The 14,038-nt window shown below is 63.1% G+C and carries 18 protein-coding genes; 5 read left to right on the top strand and 13 right to left on the bottom strand.

Translation table 11 applies throughout. The features are described 5' to 3' along the window. Nucleotides 1-102: 102 nt before the first annotated feature. Entirely contained in the window at nt 103-297 is a 195-nt protein-coding gene (locus tag N8I74_RS14105) for a hypothetical protein (protein ID WP_263123741.1), read from the bottom strand. Between N8I74_RS14105 and N8I74_RS14110 the strand changes: the two genes are divergently transcribed. Next, the gene (locus tag N8I74_RS14110; protein ID WP_263123742.1) at nt 290-985 is read left to right on the top strand and encodes a peptidoglycan DD-metalloendopeptidase family protein; all 696 of its coding nucleotides are present in this window, start codon (nt 290-292) and stop codon (nt 983-985) included. The genes N8I74_RS14105 and N8I74_RS14110 overlap by 8 nt on opposite strands. Before the next feature lie 38 nt (nt 986-1,023). Here the strand turns inward: N8I74_RS14110 and N8I74_RS14115 are convergent, their stop codons facing one another. From N8I74_RS14115 to N8I74_RS14125, 3 genes are all read right to left on the bottom strand, one after another. After that, the gene (locus N8I74_RS14115) at nt 1,024-1,392 is read right to left on the bottom strand and encodes a hypothetical protein (RefSeq protein ID WP_263123743.1); all 369 of its coding nucleotides are present in this window, start codon (nt 1,390-1,392) and stop codon (nt 1,024-1,026) included. 20 nt (nt 1,393-1,412) lie between these two features. Then, entirely contained in the window at nt 1,413-2,267 is an 855-nt protein-coding gene (locus N8I74_RS14120; protein ID WP_263123744.1) for an SDR family oxidoreductase, read from the bottom strand. A gap of 74 nt (nt 2,268-2,341) precedes the next feature. Then, nucleotides 2,342-2,962: a PRC-barrel domain-containing protein gene (locus tag N8I74_RS14125; protein WP_263123745.1), complete on the bottom strand. Its 621-nt coding sequence runs from the start codon at nt 2,960-2,962 to the stop codon at nt 2,342-2,344. A gap of 454 nt (nt 2,963-3,416) precedes the next feature. Here N8I74_RS14125 and N8I74_RS14130 point away from each other — a divergent pair, with 454 nt between their 5' ends. Beyond that, nucleotides 3,417-3,659, top strand: coding sequence for a hypothetical protein (locus tag N8I74_RS14130; RefSeq protein WP_263123746.1), 243 nt, complete (start codon nt 3,417-3,419; stop codon nt 3,657-3,659). Between the two features lie 69 nt (nt 3,660-3,728). Here N8I74_RS14130 and N8I74_RS14135 read toward each other — a convergent pair whose 3' ends face one another. The 3 genes from N8I74_RS14135 to N8I74_RS14145 all read right to left on the bottom strand — a co-directional run bounded on the left by N8I74_RS14135 (nt 3,729) and on the right by N8I74_RS14145 (nt 5,189). Continuing rightward, nucleotides 3,729-4,286: a DUF4142 domain-containing protein gene (locus tag N8I74_RS14135; protein WP_263123748.1), complete on the bottom strand. Its 558-nt coding sequence runs from the start codon at nt 4,284-4,286 to the stop codon at nt 3,729-3,731. 228 nt (nt 4,287-4,514) lie between these two features. Beyond that, on the bottom strand, nt 4,515-4,646 hold the full coding sequence (locus N8I74_RS14140; protein ID WP_263123749.1) for a hypothetical protein: 132 nt from the start codon (nt 4,644-4,646) through the stop codon (nt 4,515-4,517). A gap of 270 nt (nt 4,647-4,916) precedes the next feature. Further along, the gene (locus N8I74_RS14145; protein WP_263123750.1) at nt 4,917-5,189 is read right to left on the bottom strand and encodes a hypothetical protein; all 273 of its coding nucleotides are present in this window, start codon (nt 5,187-5,189) and stop codon (nt 4,917-4,919) included. Nucleotides 5,190-5,457: 268 nt separating this feature from the next. On the opposite strand from N8I74_RS14145, the gene N8I74_RS14150 reads away from it, so the two are divergent. Then, on the top strand, nt 5,458-5,724 hold the full coding sequence (locus N8I74_RS14150) for a DUF3330 domain-containing protein (protein ID WP_263123751.1): 267 nt from the start codon (nt 5,458-5,460) through the stop codon (nt 5,722-5,724). Nucleotides 5,725-5,876: 152 nt separating this feature from the next. On the opposite strand, the gene phaR is transcribed toward N8I74_RS14150, so the two are convergent. After that, nucleotides 5,877-6,536 carry a polyhydroxyalkanoate synthesis repressor PhaR gene (gene phaR, locus N8I74_RS14155; protein ID WP_263123752.1) on the bottom strand — a complete coding sequence of 220 codons (660 nt, stop codon included), beginning with the start codon at nt 6,534-6,536 and terminating at the stop codon, nt 5,877-5,879. Nucleotides 6,537-6,747: 211 nt separating this feature from the next. Between phaR and N8I74_RS14160 the strand changes: the two genes are divergently transcribed. Further along, on the top strand, nt 6,748-7,317 hold the full coding sequence (locus N8I74_RS14160) for a phasin family protein (protein ID WP_263123753.1): 570 nt from the start codon (nt 6,748-6,750) through the stop codon (nt 7,315-7,317). A 69-nt stretch (nt 7,318-7,386) separates the two neighbouring features. Here the strand turns inward: N8I74_RS14160 and N8I74_RS14165 are convergent, their stop codons facing one another. The 3 genes from N8I74_RS14165 to N8I74_RS14180 all read right to left on the bottom strand — a co-directional run bounded on the left by N8I74_RS14165 (nt 7,387) and on the right by N8I74_RS14180 (nt 11,270). Continuing rightward, the gene (locus N8I74_RS14165) at nt 7,387-8,307 is read right to left on the bottom strand and encodes a carbohydrate-binding protein (protein WP_263123754.1); all 921 of its coding nucleotides are present in this window, start codon (nt 8,305-8,307) and stop codon (nt 7,387-7,389) included. Nucleotides 8,308-8,393: 86 nt separating this feature from the next. Further along, the gene (locus N8I74_RS14170; protein WP_308445860.1) at nt 8,394-11,066 is read right to left on the bottom strand and encodes a glycosyl hydrolase family 18 protein; all 2,673 of its coding nucleotides are present in this window, start codon (nt 11,064-11,066) and stop codon (nt 8,394-8,396) included. A gap of 24 nt (nt 11,067-11,090) precedes the next feature. Continuing rightward, nucleotides 11,091-11,270 carry a hypothetical protein gene (locus tag N8I74_RS14180; RefSeq protein WP_263123755.1) on the bottom strand — a complete coding sequence of 60 codons (180 nt, stop codon included), beginning with the start codon at nt 11,268-11,270 and terminating at the stop codon, nt 11,091-11,093. Nucleotides 11,271-11,671: 401 nt separating this feature from the next. Between N8I74_RS14180 and N8I74_RS14185 the strand changes: the two genes are divergently transcribed. After that, nucleotides 11,672-11,950, top strand: coding sequence for a hypothetical protein (locus tag N8I74_RS14185; RefSeq protein ID WP_263123756.1), 279 nt, complete (start codon nt 11,672-11,674; stop codon nt 11,948-11,950). A gap of 68 nt (nt 11,951-12,018) precedes the next feature. On the opposite strand, the gene ssb is transcribed toward N8I74_RS14185, so the two are convergent. Continuing rightward, entirely contained in the window at nt 12,019-12,519 is a 501-nt protein-coding gene (ssb, locus tag N8I74_RS14190; protein ID WP_263123757.1) for a single-stranded DNA-binding protein, read from the bottom strand. Then, nucleotides 12,520-13,899, bottom strand: coding sequence for an MFS transporter (locus N8I74_RS14195; protein ID WP_263123758.1), 1,380 nt, complete (start codon nt 13,897-13,899; stop codon nt 12,520-12,522). Nucleotides 13,900-14,038: the final 139 nt, after the last annotated feature.

The raw sequence follows: 14,038 nt of genomic DNA on the forward strand, positions 1-14,038 counted from the left end.
GTCAACCACTGCCAGCGCAAGGAGCGTGGCCCATTGAGTCAGGCATGCACAGCGTTCATCGTTTCTATAACGGATGCCAAAGGTCTGGAACAAAGTATTGCGTCACGGAACAATACAGAGATATGAAAGCGCCGTGCTTGTCTTGCTTACCCCATTTCCTGCTGTTATCCGCTCCTTTCCCACCATTGGCAGTCGGCGCTTGTTGGCAACGACGCCATAAAAAAACAACGGGTCTGGCAGGGATTTTGTTTTGTACTGATCTGGCAAGCCTGCATCCCACAAGGAACCGATGTCCAATCGCCTATCCTTGGCGTACCCCCTGAGTGCTGCCTTTGTGCTGGCATTGGTGATTGCCGGCTGCGGCAGCACACCAGCTTCACCGTCCGGTGACGGGGCTTATCGCGTACAGCGTGGCGATACGCTGTACCGGATTGCACGCCAACATGGGCGCAGCACGGACGAGTTGGCGCGCTGGAACGGCTTGGCCGATCCGGGCGATATCCGCGTGGGACAATGGCTGCGGCTCACGCCACCCGGCGTAGCGGCACACGCCCGTGGCGCCGACCGCGCGCATGCGGCATCCGCCGGTCAACCACACGCTGCGCTGCCTTCCCCCAACCGGATCGCACTGACGTGGCCTGTTGACGGTGCGGTCATTGCCCGGTTCAACGGCAACCATAGCAAAGGACTCGATCTTGCCGGGGCCCGTGGCAGCACGGTGCGGGCGGCAGCGGCGGGCAAGGTGGTGTATGCCGGCACCGGCATCCGCAGTTACGGCAGGCTGCTCATCGTCAAGCACCGGGACGACTATCTGACCGCCTACGCCCACAATGAAACCTTGCTGGTAGCCGAGGGGGAGGCGGTACGGCAGGGCCAGCCGATCGCCACCATGGGCGACAGCGGTACCGATGGGGTCAAGCTGCACTTCGAATTGCGCCGGCAAGGCAAAGCCATCGATCCGCTGCCGTTTCTGCCGCCGCGTTGACCCGGCCGGCGGCAGGCTGACAGCCCCGGTGGTCGGTATCAGCGGCGCGGCCGGGCCAGCTGGCTGCCGACGCGCCGGTCGCTCTTACGCCGCGCCACCCTGGCCGGCACCGCTCGCGCGCTGGCAATACGGGTGGCGCCGGCCGGGCTGAGCTGATGCAGCTTGTACAGATAGATGCCCTGGCCCACCAGTGCGGTAGTGAGCCCAAGCACATTGACCAGTACGAACAATGCATCACCGATCAGGTAGCTGTAGAGCATGAAACCGGCTGATGCGCACATCTGGCCGGCAAACAGCCAGCCCGAGACCCCGTTCAGGTCGGTGCTGTGCCATTGGATGTAGATCTGCCGGATCAGCGTGGCGATCAGGATCAATGCGCTGACCAGGCCGATGATCTGAATAGGCATGGGTTTCCCTGGCTATGACGTCAACCGTTGATGACCTCTCCACCATTGGGATGCAGCACCTGCCCGGCCATGTAGGATGCGTCGTCGCTGGCCAGGAAGACATAGCAGGGCGCAACTTCGTCAGGCTGGCCGGGACGCTGCATCGGCACGCTGCTGCCGTGCTGACTGGTACGCTCGTCGTCGAACGAGGCCGGGATCAGCGGGGTCCAGATCGGGCCGGGCGCCACGGCGTTGACCCGGATACCGTCCTTCAATGCCGCCTGCGCCAGGGAGCGGGTGAAGGCCACGATCGCACCCTTGGTCGAGGCATAGTCCAACAGCTGCGGGCTGCCGCGATAGGCAGTGACCGAGGTGGTATTGATGATGCGGCCACCCTGCTTCAGATGGGGATAGGCCGCCTGGGTAAGGTAGAACATCGAAAACACGTTGACGGCAAAGGTCTTTTCCAGCTGCTGCCGGGTGATGTCGACGATCGAAGGCTGGGGATACTGCTGCGCCGCATTGTTGACGAGGATGTCCAGTCGACCGAAGGCTTCGACAGTGTGGGACACGGCGCTGCGGCAGAACACCTGATCGGCGATATCGCCGGCGAGCGCAAGACAGCGCCGCCCTTCGGCTTCCACCAAGCGCTGCGTTTCATGCGCGTCCTGGACTTCGTCCAGATAGACAATGGCGACATCCGCACCTTCCTTGGCAAAGGCGACCGCGACCGCCCGGCCGATCCCGCTATCGCCTCCGGTGATCAGCGCGACCTGGCCCAACAGCTTGCCGGCCGCCTTGTAGTTGCGCATGCCCGACTCCGGACGCGGGTGCATCGCGGCCTCGCTGCCGGGCTGGTGATCCTGATGTTGCGGGGGCAGGGTTTGCTGGGACATGGCTCCTCCGGGATAGCAAAAACGCAAGGCAGCAAAACGCCCGCAATACGCGGTGGCATTGCGGGCGGTTGTGCTTAGTGCCTGATGGTGGGGTCCAGCGTGGTGTCGCTGTCTTCCCAATAAGGGCGGGTGCGATAGGCTGCGTGCACCTGGCTCGCCCAGGTCATGTCGGCCATGCTCGGCCAATGATCCTTGTCGAAGCCTTCTGCTTCCTTGAACTGGCTCTTGTCTGCCTCAAGGATGAAACACTTGTTGTCGGCATCCAGGGTCAACGCGCCCCACGGAATGGCGAACAGCTTGTCGCCGATACCGAGAAAGCCACCGACCGACAACACGGCATAGGCGATCTGCCCCCGCTGCACGTCAAGCATGATGCCCTTGATGTCACCGAGCTTGTCGCCCTGGCCATTGACCACCTCGTCGCCTTCCAGCGAGTCGGCCAGCATCAGGAACGGTCCCGGACCGTCGCCCTGCAGCGATTCCGAGCGGCCGACGACGCGCGCCCCTTGTGTGCTTGCGCCCACCGGACGTGCGGCCGGCGTGGTGAGACCGCCTTCATCGTATTCATCGGACACGCCGCCGGGCACACCCTGGGAGCGGCCCAGGTCCGAGGATTGACCGGGGATGCGCGACGATGATGTATCCAGCGGACTGTTGGTGGATTGATTCGGGTTGTAGGGATTGTTCTGGCTCATGGCGCTACTCCTTGGCGAAGTTGCAGGATTGCGCCGCATGTGCGGCACCTTGCCCAGCAAGGCAGCAAGGGCCGTGCCATACTGGCCGGCTTGGCCTCTGGGGCGGCCTTCACGCGACGGCGGCAAAAGCGGTTGGCCCGCCCCGTGCCACGGTCATTGCGGCCTGGCGCTTTCATGGTGCCGCGCCTGCCTCAAAAGCAGCTTCAGCCTCACTTTCCGCCCTGCCGGGCCGTGGCTTCCCCCACCTGGCTCATCCACCCGTTGTGGATGGCGTGGCCATTGGCGCGGTGCCACTTGGTCCCGCGGTAAAAGTTACGCCAGGGGATGTAATTCATGCAGCCAGGCCAGATGCTGTCCAATGCAGCGTTGCGGCGACCAGCGGTGAGCGCGCCTTGCAAGCCGGAATGCTAGTTGCTAGTACAACAGCGCCTTTGTCCTCTTCGGAGCTTTTACCATGCGTCTTCTGCCTCCCCGCTCGCGCACGCATCGTCTGGCGCATTCGCGCAAGGAAACCGACGTGGCGATCGAAAAGCCGTCCAATCCGGCGTCGATCAACGAAGCCATCATCGAACAGTTCAACGAGGACGACATGACTATCCCGGAAGAAGAAACCTCGACTGCAACCGTGCCGCCGCACCTGCCCGGCCACCACGGGCAACGGGGCCTGCACCGTTGGTCGCGGCCCACGCTGCATTGACGCGCATCCGTTGCGCATGAAACGGCCCGGGTGAACCGGGCCGTTTTTTTGCGGTGCCGTCAGCGTGCGCTACTTGTCGTGCCCGCCCTTCTGCAGGCTGCGCACATGCTTCAAATGCGCCTGCAGCTTGGGCAGTGTCTCGGCAGCGAATTTCTTCAGGTCCGCGTCCTTTCCCGACTTGGCCTGCTTGCTGAACAGATCGATGGCCTCCTCGTGTGCCTCACGCTGCTGCTTCAGGAACGCCTCGTCAAATGCCGTGCCCGACTTGCCTTCCAGCTCCGCCAGCTTCTTGCGGTTCGCTTCGCCCGGCTCGCTGGGGACCGAGAGGTTCTTCAAGCCGGCCAACGTGTTGAGACGCTCGTTCGCCTTGGTGTGATCGTCGATCAGCATGTTGGCGAGCTGGCGGACACCGTCGGTGGACGTCTTCTTCAGCGCCATTCTGCCGGCTTCCACCTCGGCCAAGCCTGACGCACCGGCCTTGGCCACGAAATCCGTATCCATCTTGTGCACACCCGAAGGTTCAACCTTGGCGGGCGGCGCCTTGGTGACCGGGTCAGCCGAAATCGCAAACGCGGGATACGCAGCCAGCGCGGCAACAAGACAAGTGATCTGCAAGCGATGTTTCATGGACAGCCCTCCAGGTTACGGCCCGCCCGTGCCACAGCAACATGAACGTTGGATACGTGCCACACGCTGGCGCACACACTTCAACCTTGTGCAGGCACAGCCGTACCGTCGCATTCACCTGGGTATTGCTGATGCCACCGCGGCATTGAGCAGGCGTTCAAACAAAACAAGGGCGGGTCGCCGCCCGCCCTATATTGCGATCCTTGAAGATCGCAATCGATCAGTGCATCAGGACTTGCGGTCCTGCCGCTGCTGGTTGCTGCCCTGCTCGGAACCTTGGTTCCGATTGGAGCCCTTGCTGTTGCGGCTGTTGCTGTCGGCATTACGGTCCTGCTTGTTGTCCTGGCGTTGGTTCGGCATGACATTACTCCTTGAGCAGTTCATCGAAATGCGACCGGTGATTTCCGATCACGCCTGTTACCTCGCAAGTTGCGTGCCATGTTCTGCGTTCCATCAGCGCAGCCTTTTCAAAGAGGCTGAAAGCTGCAGTGCGCAATATTTTCAGAGATGTTTGTAACAATGCCAGTTGTTTCAATGACTTGCCGTCACAAAAACTCCTGTTGCAGTGCGCCAGACACAGCAGGCATGAAAAACCCGCCCGAAGGCGGGTTTTTCATGCCTGCTCTTGCCTCAATAGCGTGGCTTGAGCTGGCTGCTCTCGTCGAATGTGCCTCCGGCGTTGGTATTGGCCGCCCGGGTATCGACATCGGTCGCGCCACTATTGGCGTTGGACGTGTTGACACCTTCGTTGTAGCGCTGCGCGTCAAAGCTCGGATCGGTGGTTACAGCCGCGCTGTCTTCGTTGAGAACCCCGCGATTGTCGTTGATTGCTGCCACCGACGACACCGACGCCGCCACCAGCAGCGAAGCGAACAGCTTGGAGGCCATAGATACGGTCGACATGATCGTCTCCTTTGTTGTTGAAGTACCTGCGCTGCCTACGCAGCAACAGCCATGCCAAGCCTGCGGCGCCAGGCAAGCGCCTGCCGCCGCTGTGTCTGTACGTGGGCAATGTGACCAGGCCCTCCTGGCACCTCTGCAATTTCTGCACGTCGCAATGCAAAAAAGCATGCGGCACCGCCCCGCCTGTGCCTGCACAGCGTGTTGGCACAGACGCTGCTTCGCATCCAATGTGTCGTTGACCGACCCGCCATTACAAGGAGAACCGATCATGCGGACTCAGCACCATGACAATCAGTACGGCCCGGCGCCACCGCGCGATCAGATCCGGGCACACCGTAACGGTGATGTTGCGGAAGATGAGCAGGGCGCCTGCGCCACCGATGTGCCTACGTCGGCCGCGGTGCGCGAGGAAAACCAGGACTACGTGCGTCACTTCTGTAATGACGACGCGTACCAGCAGTGGCTGCGTCGGGCCAGACGCGAGGTACCGGCCCCGACCCCAGGTCTTGGCGACGAGCCGGACCCGACCCATTGACAGGCAATGTGAGGCAGCAGGGGCCGACGCCCTGCCATGGGTGAGGAAACTGTCAGGCCCCGGTTGGTTCGGGGTTTGACAGGCGTGGCAGGCCATAAGCGATACGGGCGTGTCAGTCGACACGCCCGTATCGTCATGGGGTCAAACCTGACCTAGCGCTTCGTGGAACGGCGGCGCGGCGGCACCTCAGGCGCTGCTTGCTGGGTGGTACCCGTAGGCGGTGGATCGGACGGTTGCGGTTCATCCGGCGTAGGTTCGGTGCCGGCCTTGCCATAGCCTGGCATGCCGAAACCGGAGAACAGATGCTTGGCACGGTCCTGCAGCTGCTGTTGCATCTCGACGAAGAGATTGGTGCTGCTTTCCAGGTAGTTGCCCATCATGTTCTGTAGCGCCGGTCCCTGGAATTTCATGAAATCGCCCCAGAGATTGGTATTGGACAGCATCGGGTTGTCGCTGCTGATGGCCGATTGGGCCTGATCCTGCAACCGCCGCTGCATTTCCGTGAACAGCAGCAGGTTCTTCTCCAGGTAGTTGCCCATCAACCCCTGCATGGTATGCCCATAGAAGCGGATGATGCGGGTCAGCACGTCATAGGAGAACATCGGCATGCCCTCGCCGGACTCCTCCTCCATGATGATCTGCAGCAGCACGCTGCGGGTGATATCGTCGCCGGCCTTGGCATCGAGCACCTGGATGTCGATGTTGTCCAGCACCAGTTGCTTGACATCGGACAGGGTGATGTAACAGCTGGTGGCGGTGTCATACAGCCGCCGGTTCGGGTACTTCTTGATGACACGCTTTTCGCCGCTCATGCGATCTCCCTGCCGTGTAGCCACGGGTTTTAGAGTACAGAAAGATAACGTGCGTTCGTCAGCTTGTGCAACCACTCATGCTGCGACGCACAAAAACGGTTTGACATCACCGGACCAGGCGCACAGAATGGGTTGAGTATTGTGCAGAGCAACATGACTTCGGACATGAGCGCTCCGGCACATCGTCCCGGACAGTCGCAGGAGACTAATCATGAGCCAAGCCCAACAGCAATTCGCCGAATATGCCACCGAACAGGTCGAATCCGCATTGCGTTTCGCCCGTATTTCGCTCGACTCGCTCGAACGCGTCACCCGGCTGAACATCGAAAGCGCCAAGAACGCGCTTGAGGAAAACGCCAGGAATGCCGAAACGCTGGCTTCGGCACGCGATCTGCAGGAAGCGCTCGCCGTGCGCCAGCGCTTGGCTGAATCGAACGTGGAACAGTTTTCCGCCTACTCGAAGAGCCTGTACGAAATCGCCTCGCAAGCACAGGCCGAGATCGCCAAGCTGGTCGAGGAGCGCACCACCGACTTCAACCGTGACGTGGTGTCCGGCCTGGACCGTTTCGTCAAGTCGGCTCCGGCGGGCACCGATGTGGCGGTCGCAGCCGTGAAATCCACGGTGCAAGCCACCGCAGCGGCGGTCGACAGCATCACCAAGGCTGCCAAGCAGGTGGCGGATTTCGCCGATGCCTCGGTCAAGGCCGCGACGACCGCGACGACCGATGCCGTCAAGGCTGCAGCCAAGAAGACCGTCGGCGCCTCGAACGCCGCAGTCTGATCGCAGTCCAGCCTCACGAAGAACGGGCGCCCTTGGGCGCCCGTTTTCTATTGCGCGTCCAAAATGCGCTCAGCGGTTGATCGACTTGCCGAACGCGTTGTACAGCAACGGTGTCGGGCGGCCATGTTCGCCCTCGCCGAACAGCCATACGCTGATATAGCGGGCGCCGTCCAGGGTACTCAGGCTCAGCTGCGCCACAGCACTCCAGGAATAGTCGGGAGTGCAGTTGCTGCCCGGCAGGCAGTGGTTGAGCAGTTGCGCAAACGTGGTGCCGCTGGCCACCGTCACGCCGTCGGCACGGATCTCCCAGCGTTTGGGCGCCGGGGTCTGTACCGTGGCGGTGCGGGTGGTGAGGAACAGATCGTAGCGATCAGGCTGACGGTACAGATTGGCCAGATAAAGCTGTGGCAGATCGCTGCCGAGCGCTGTCGTCCCTTGCACTTCCTGCCACGCGGACGATGCGGCCGGCGCCTCGCCGCTTACCCACCACCTGGCGCGGTAGGTCCTGCCTTCGTACAGCGCCTGCTCACCGGCCGTGTAGGCCCGCGCCGCGCTCCAGGCGGCCGTGCCGTTGCCGGTGCTCACCGCCTCCCACGCCCCCCAGTTGTTGAGCCCGGGCTGCTCGCCCTGGGTCCACCATCTGGCGCGGTAGGCTTGTGCGCCGAACGAAACCTGCTCGCCTGCCACATAGGCGCGCTCCGCCAGCCACGTGGGCGGCAGCGCAGCACCGAACAGGCGCTGGTAGTCCTCGTCGGACAGCGAGGGCAGTACCGCGTGGTTGGCATACTGTCCACCGCTTGGGCAGGCGCCGTTCACCGTCGGCGGCGTCGCGGGCACCGCGACGACCGGAAACACCACCGGCAGTCGGTTGTCCGGCTCGGGAATGCCGGGTGACGGCAGCGGGCTGCATGCCCACGCGTGCCCCAATGGGACCAGCAGAGCGGCGGCCAGCAGCAGGCGCGCCAGGGTGGATGAGCGATGATGTCGCATAAAAGCACTCCTCTCGTTGTGATGGCTGCGCCCTGCCGGGGCGCTGCGGCCTCGGCTGGCGGACGGCCCACCAGCCGGGGTAAGGCTTACCAGGCGATCCTAGCGTCGTCGATCACCTTGACCAGTTGTTCATAGATGAACTGGTGGTCCTTCTGCGAGGGATGCCAGCCGCATGCCATCGCATCCGGTGTCGTCATCTCGAAATAGCGTACCCGGGCATCCCCCTCGGCCTGCGCTTGGGCCACGATCTCCTTGACCATCGGGATGAAATCCGGCCCCTGCCACAACGGGGTGGCACTCAGCACCAGCAGTGTCTGCGGCCCATATTGCGCGCGCAGCTTGGCGATGAATGCCCGGTATGCCACCTTGAACTGCTGCCGCCGGGTTTCGTCGTTCCAGGCTTCACCCTGCCGCAACGGGGTCGAGAAGTCATTGGTACCCAGGTGCATCACCACCGCCTGCGGCTGCCAGCCCGGAGGGCGGGCCCAGCTGTCGCCATCCACATTGAGCAAGGCGCGGTCGTAGTAGGTGCGGTAGTCGGTGCCGACGAGCTTGCCGTCGTAGTTACGGATCAGGCCCAGGCCCGAGTAGCCGTTGATCTGCACATCGGCGCCGTAGTGCTTGCCCAGCAATGCGCCAAAGCTGCGGCCGGCGTCGCTGGCATCGAACACCTCGGCGTCGGAGCAGTTGTCGCGCCTGGTGCTGCGGATGGCATAGCCGTTGACGTACGAATCGCCGATCACCTCGATCTGCCGCGCCGGTGCCGCCGGCGGCGGCAGCAGCTTGCCCCCCTCCCCGGCGACAAACCCCAGGAACCGGCCGACGTCCCAGGTCAGCTCGGTGCGCCGGAGCACGCGGATGGTGTGCTCGCCCTCGGGCAGGTTGTCGACCCAGACCGTCTTCGCCCCCGGCTTGATCACATCGGCCACCTCATTGCCATCGACCAGCACGGTGAAGTGGTTGCGGGCGTCATCGAACCGGATACCGATCCGGGTACCGCTGAAACGGCCTTCGAAGTACACGCCGGGCCAGCCGTGGCGCACGCCGTCCTTGTCCAGCGTGACCTTGCCCACGCTGCGCACGAATGCCATCGGTCCTTCGCCGGCCGGCGTCAGCTGGGCATCGATCACGTTGAGCAGATCCTGATCGCGATCGGTGGTGATTTCCCAGATCATCGCGCCCGCCAGCTTCTTTTCCTTGAGCAGCGCCACCTTGTGCGCAATCGAGGTGGGATCCTCGTAGCTGATGAACGCACCCTGCGCCTTGTTGTACAGATAGGGCATCCTGGCACTGCCCGACCAGAAGCGCTCGAAGCCGTTCTTGCCGATCAGCCTGGCCTTCAGGTCCTGGTAGTCCAGCACACCCTCGGTATCGCCCGACCAGGTGCCCGGGCCCATGCCGGTGCAAGTGGTGTACAGGCCATTGTCGGTTTCCGGGCAGCCGACCCAGATATGGCCGGGGAACTCGAAGCCCATCACCAGCCTTTCCGGTGCCACGCCCAGATCGAGATAGGTCTTGATCGAATTGGCGATATTGAACGTCTGGGTCACCGGCGCCCTGGGGTCGGGATACAGCGGTGCGAGATGACCGGTGGTCAGGCTCCAGGCGCCGGCATATTCGTAGGTCATCACGTTGAGCCAGTCGGCAAAGCGCAGCACCTGGTTCCAGTCGATCTTCGGCAGGTTATGCGGGTTCACCTCGGTGGCCAGCGTGACCAGATACGGCTTGCCATCCGGCGCCAGGCCGGCGGCATCCAGCCGCTCGCGCACCGCCTGGAACAGCAGCGGGAAGTTGGCAGCATCCTCGGGGCGCTTGATGTTGTGCGGGTGACCGTAGCCGGTGGGGAATTCCCAGTCGATGTCCACGCCGTCGAAACCATGGCGCTTGACGAAGTCGACCACGCTGTCGGCAAAGCGCCGACGGCTCTCAGGGGTCAGCGCCACATCGGAGAAATCCTTGGACCAGGTGGCCCCACCGACCGAGATCAAAGTACGCAGATGCGGATACTTGGCCTTGAGCGCATTCAGTTCGGCGAAATTGGGCGGGTCGGCATAGGTATCGCCCAGCGCCACCTTGCCATCGACAATGTTGGCGAAGGCGTAGTTGATATGCGTGAGCTTCTCGGCCGGAATGCGCGACGGCGGGTAATCGCGGTACTTGGCCCACGATACGTAGTACGCGACCTTCTTGTACTGGACTGGGGTCGGCGTGGGTGTCGGTGTCGGTGTCGGTGTCGGTGTCGGCGTGGGTGTCGGTGTCGGCGTGGGGGTGGGTACGGTGCTCAGCAATAGCCACGGTCCCCAGGCATTGGCACCGGGCTGCTCGCCCTGCGTCCACCAGCGTGCCTCATACTGCTGACCGGCATAGCTGACGCGCTGGCCTTTGACATAGACCGTGGCCTTGTTCCAGGCCGTCACCGGTTCTCCCAGCGGCGTCGGGGTGACTGGCGTCGGCGTCGGCAACGGTGTGGGCGTCACAGCCGGCGTGGGAGTGAGCGTGGGCGTCGGTGCGACGGTGGGTGTCGGCGCCGCTGTGCCGACGAGGCGCCACAGGGTTGGCGAAGCGGCAGGGTTCCAGCCCGTGCCTGCGTAGGCGGTATGCGTCAGCAGCGCTGCATAATCCTGCCCGAGGTACTGCACCACGGTGCCGGCCTGATAGACCGTGCCTTCCTGCCAGGACGCAGCGTGCAGGCCGGCACCGAACAGCAATCCGGCGGTCAACGCCGCGACTTTCGACAATCGCGTTTGTCGTATTGGCATTTCACAACTCTCCGTCTTTGGTTTTTAGTCCGGCATATCGGCAAACCCACTGCCGCAATACCGTGATGCTTTTTTTTGCTTGCCGCTTTTGGCTGAGGCCGGGATGGCCGCAATGGCGTTGGCCGCCGTGAGGCCCAATACCGCAGTCAAGATAAAGAACACAGCCCGCCGAGTATATGAAAGTGCGACGATGATCAACAGCACATCAAATTCGGCAAATTAAATAACATGCTAATACTCGAATGCACCGCGCAATACCGGAGAAAAAAGCGCAATTGCAGCACATAAAAGCATTGCCAAAGCAGCAACCAGCACCGAACGATCCGGATTCCGTGCCGTTGATCCAGCGCACGCGAACTTCCTGAGGCACCGGCCGCTGTACCGCCCATACCACAGCGGCATAAGGTGGTCCTGGCGCTGACTTTTCGTCACATGCCAAGCAAGCAGGCGCCATTGCCGCGTTTCCCGTTGCTCCGCAAGCCCCACGCACAGTCGACACAAGGTCAGGGTGGTCTTGAACGCAACCGTTACCGGTACATTGGCTATTTGCGGCACATCGCACAGCGAATGCCGATAGGGGGCAAAGGCCACATGAAACCGACACCGTGGGATCGGCCCTGCCGATAAGCAAGGCCACCATTCGATCAGCAGGCAGCAGACAGGCATCTGGCCGCGAGCCTGCCTGCATCGTCATCCCCTGCAGCCGGATCACCGCGGCGCATATTCCCACGCTGCGCTTTGAAGCGACGTCTGGTATTTATCTGAGCGGCTTTTCAGAAAAGCCGGCAGGTGCGCGCCATTGCGGCTTTACCGATTGCCGCCATCCGAAACCCGACGTCGCCAATCATGGCGGAATGTCATCCACGGCGCGCTGCCGCCCTTGAGCATGAAAAAAGCCTGCAGATCCGGAGAACTGCAGGCTTTCATCAACAACACAAACCGATCCGCTGTTTCAGAACGGGATATCGTCCTCGAAATCGTCGAAATTCTTCGGCGCGGCCGGGCGTGGGGCCGGTGCGTTCTGGGGGCGGGCCGCCGGCGCGGGCGGCGCGCTGTACTCCTGGTTGAAATCGTCACCGCCACCACCGCCATAGCCGCCCTGCTGCCCACCGCCGCCGCCCCGGCCGGACAGCATCTGCATCTGGTCGGCGACGATCTCAGTGGTATAGCGGTCGGCGCCGGTCTGCTTGTCCTGCCACTTGCGGGTCTGGATGCGGCCTTCGATATAGACCGAGCTGCCCTTCTTCAGATACTCGCCGGCAATTTCGGCCAGCCGGTTGTACATGACGATGTTGTGCCACTCCGTCTTTTCCTGCTGCTGGCCCTGCTTGTCCTTGAAGCGCTCGGTGGTGGCAATGCTGAAGTTGCACACGGCCCCGCCGCTGGGCAGGTAACGCACCTCGGGGTCGCGCCCCAGGTTGCCGATCAGTAGAACCTTGTTCAGCGATGCCATCTAATTCGTCTCCGCAATCAGTTGTTGCGCGGCGGCTTCGTCCCAGCCCGATTGCAGGACCTTGAGCAGCACCACACGTTCGTCAATCAATACAACGGCTTCCTGTACGCCGCCAATACGCCCGAGTTTAGCAGACAGCGCCGCCGGGTCGCCCGTCCACTGCGCGCCCAACGCGAACATCCGGGTCCTCACCGGCGGTGGCGGCCGCATGCCGGCGGCCACCGCCAGCCAGATCCCCATCAGCCCCGCGCCCGCCAGGAACACCGGGGTGGCACCGGCGTGCTGATACAGCCAGCCCGCGGCGGCGGAACCGATGAACATGCTCGCCGACTGGCAGGTATTGTAGATACCCATCGCGGTACCGCGCGCGGCCACCGGCGCGATCTTGCTGATCAGGCTGGGCTGCGTGGCCTCCAGGATGTTGAAGGCCACGAAATACAGCCCCAGCCACAGCACGATGGCCCACAGATCGGGCAACCACAATGCCATGCCCAGCTGGGCGATGAACATCAGGCCGATCGCCAGCAGGAACACCGCCTTCAGGTGGTGGCGCTTCTCGCCGAGGATCACCGCCGGCACCATCAGCACGAAGCCGAACAGCACCACCGGCAGATAGACCCACCAATGGTGCGCCACCGGCAGGCCGCCGACCCGCGACAGCAGCAGCGGCATCACGGTGAACATCGCCATCTGCGCTGCGTGCAGCGCGAACACGCCATAGTTGAGCCGCGCCAGCTGGCCGTGGCGCAGCACCTGTGGCAGGCGCCCCGCATCGGCTTCGGCATCCGAGTGATGCCGCGACAACGCCGGGTTGGGAATGATGCGCGCCACGCCAAACAGCGCAGCCAGCGCCAGCGCCGCGGTCAGCAGGAAGATGCCGGTGAGTCCGATCCACTGCGCGAGCTTGGGTGCGATCACCAGCGATACGGCAAAGGTGGTGGCGATGCTGGCACCGATCATCGCCATGGCGCGGGTGCGGTGCTCCTCGCGCGTCAGATCGGCCAGCAGCGCCGTCACCGCCGCCGAGATCGCGCCCGCCCCCTGCACCGCCCGCCCGATGATCATCCAGACGATATGGTCGGCCAACGCGCAGATCACGCTGCCCAGCGCAAACAGCGCGAGGCCGATGTAGATCACCCGCTTGCGCCCCACCCGATCGCTCCACATGCCGAACGGCAGCTGCAGCAGCGCCTGGGTCAGGCCGTAGGCGCCGAACGCCAGCCCGACCAGCACATGGTTGTCGCCTCCTTCAAGCTGCCCGGCGTAGACGGCGAACACCGGCAGGATCAGGAACATGCCGAGCATGCGCAGCGCATACAGGCCGGCCAGGCCGAGCGCGGCACGTAATTCGACCGCGTTGAGGCGGGAAGGGGAAGACATCGGCGTAACGGCTCGCGGGAGCAAAGACCGGAATGGTAACGGCCCGGCGGGATGGTGGCGAGTCAGGATGCCTCGCGATGGCGCCGCACCTGCGCCATGCGGATGGACTACTGTACCGCCGCACCGCGTCGGGCCGACG

Source organism: Chitiniphilus purpureus (assembly GCF_025642115.1).
In the GTDB taxonomy this organism is placed as follows: domain Bacteria; phylum Pseudomonadota; class Gammaproteobacteria; order Burkholderiales; family Chitinibacteraceae; genus Chitiniphilus; species Chitiniphilus purpureus.

Bases quoted from the DNA above. Each gene is read 5' to 3' on its own strand.
- N8I74_RS14110 (WP_263123742.1), top strand. From the start codon at position 290: ATGTCCAATCGCCTATCCTTGGCGTACCCCCTGAGTGCTGCCTTTGTG.
- N8I74_RS14115 (WP_263123743.1), bottom strand. From the start codon at position 1,392: ATGCCTATTCAGATCATCGGCCTGGTCAGCGCATTGATCCTGATCGCC.
- N8I74_RS14120 (WP_263123744.1), bottom strand. From the start codon at position 2,267: ATGTCCCAGCAAACCCTGCCCCCGCAACATCAGGATCACCAGCCCGGC.
- N8I74_RS14125 (WP_263123745.1), bottom strand. From the start codon at position 2,962: ATGAGCCAGAACAATCCCTACAACCCGAATCAATCCACCAACAGTCCG.
- N8I74_RS14130 (WP_263123746.1), top strand. From the start codon at position 3,417: ATGCGTCTTCTGCCTCCCCGCTCGCGCACGCATCGTCTGGCGCATTCG.
- N8I74_RS14135 (WP_263123748.1), bottom strand. From the start codon at position 4,286: ATGAAACATCGCTTGCAGATCACTTGTCTTGTTGCCGCGCTGGCTGCG.
- N8I74_RS14140 (WP_263123749.1), bottom strand. From the start codon at position 4,646: ATGCCGAACCAACGCCAGGACAACAAGCAGGACCGTAATGCCGACAGC.
- N8I74_RS14145 (WP_263123750.1), bottom strand. From the start codon at position 5,189: ATGTCGACCGTATCTATGGCCTCCAAGCTGTTCGCTTCGCTGCTGGTG.
- N8I74_RS14150 (WP_263123751.1), top strand. From the start codon at position 5,458: ATGCGGACTCAGCACCATGACAATCAGTACGGCCCGGCGCCACCGCGC.
- phaR (WP_263123752.1), bottom strand. From the start codon at position 6,536: ATGAGCGGCGAAAAGCGTGTCATCAAGAAGTACCCGAACCGGCGGCTG.
- N8I74_RS14160 (WP_263123753.1), top strand. From the start codon at position 6,748: ATGAGCCAAGCCCAACAGCAATTCGCCGAATATGCCACCGAACAGGTC.
- N8I74_RS14165 (WP_263123754.1), bottom strand. From the start codon at position 8,307: ATGCGACATCATCGCTCATCCACCCTGGCGCGCCTGCTGCTGGCCGCC.
- N8I74_RS14170 (WP_308445860.1), bottom strand. From the start codon at position 11,066: ATGCCAATACGACAAACGCGATTGTCGAAAGTCGCGGCGTTGACCGCC.
- ssb (WP_263123757.1), bottom strand. From the start codon at position 12,519: ATGGCATCGCTGAACAAGGTTCTACTGATCGGCAACCTGGGGCGCGAC.
- N8I74_RS14195 (WP_263123758.1), bottom strand. From the start codon at position 13,899: ATGTCTTCCCCTTCCCGCCTCAACGCGGTCGAATTACGTGCCGCGCTC.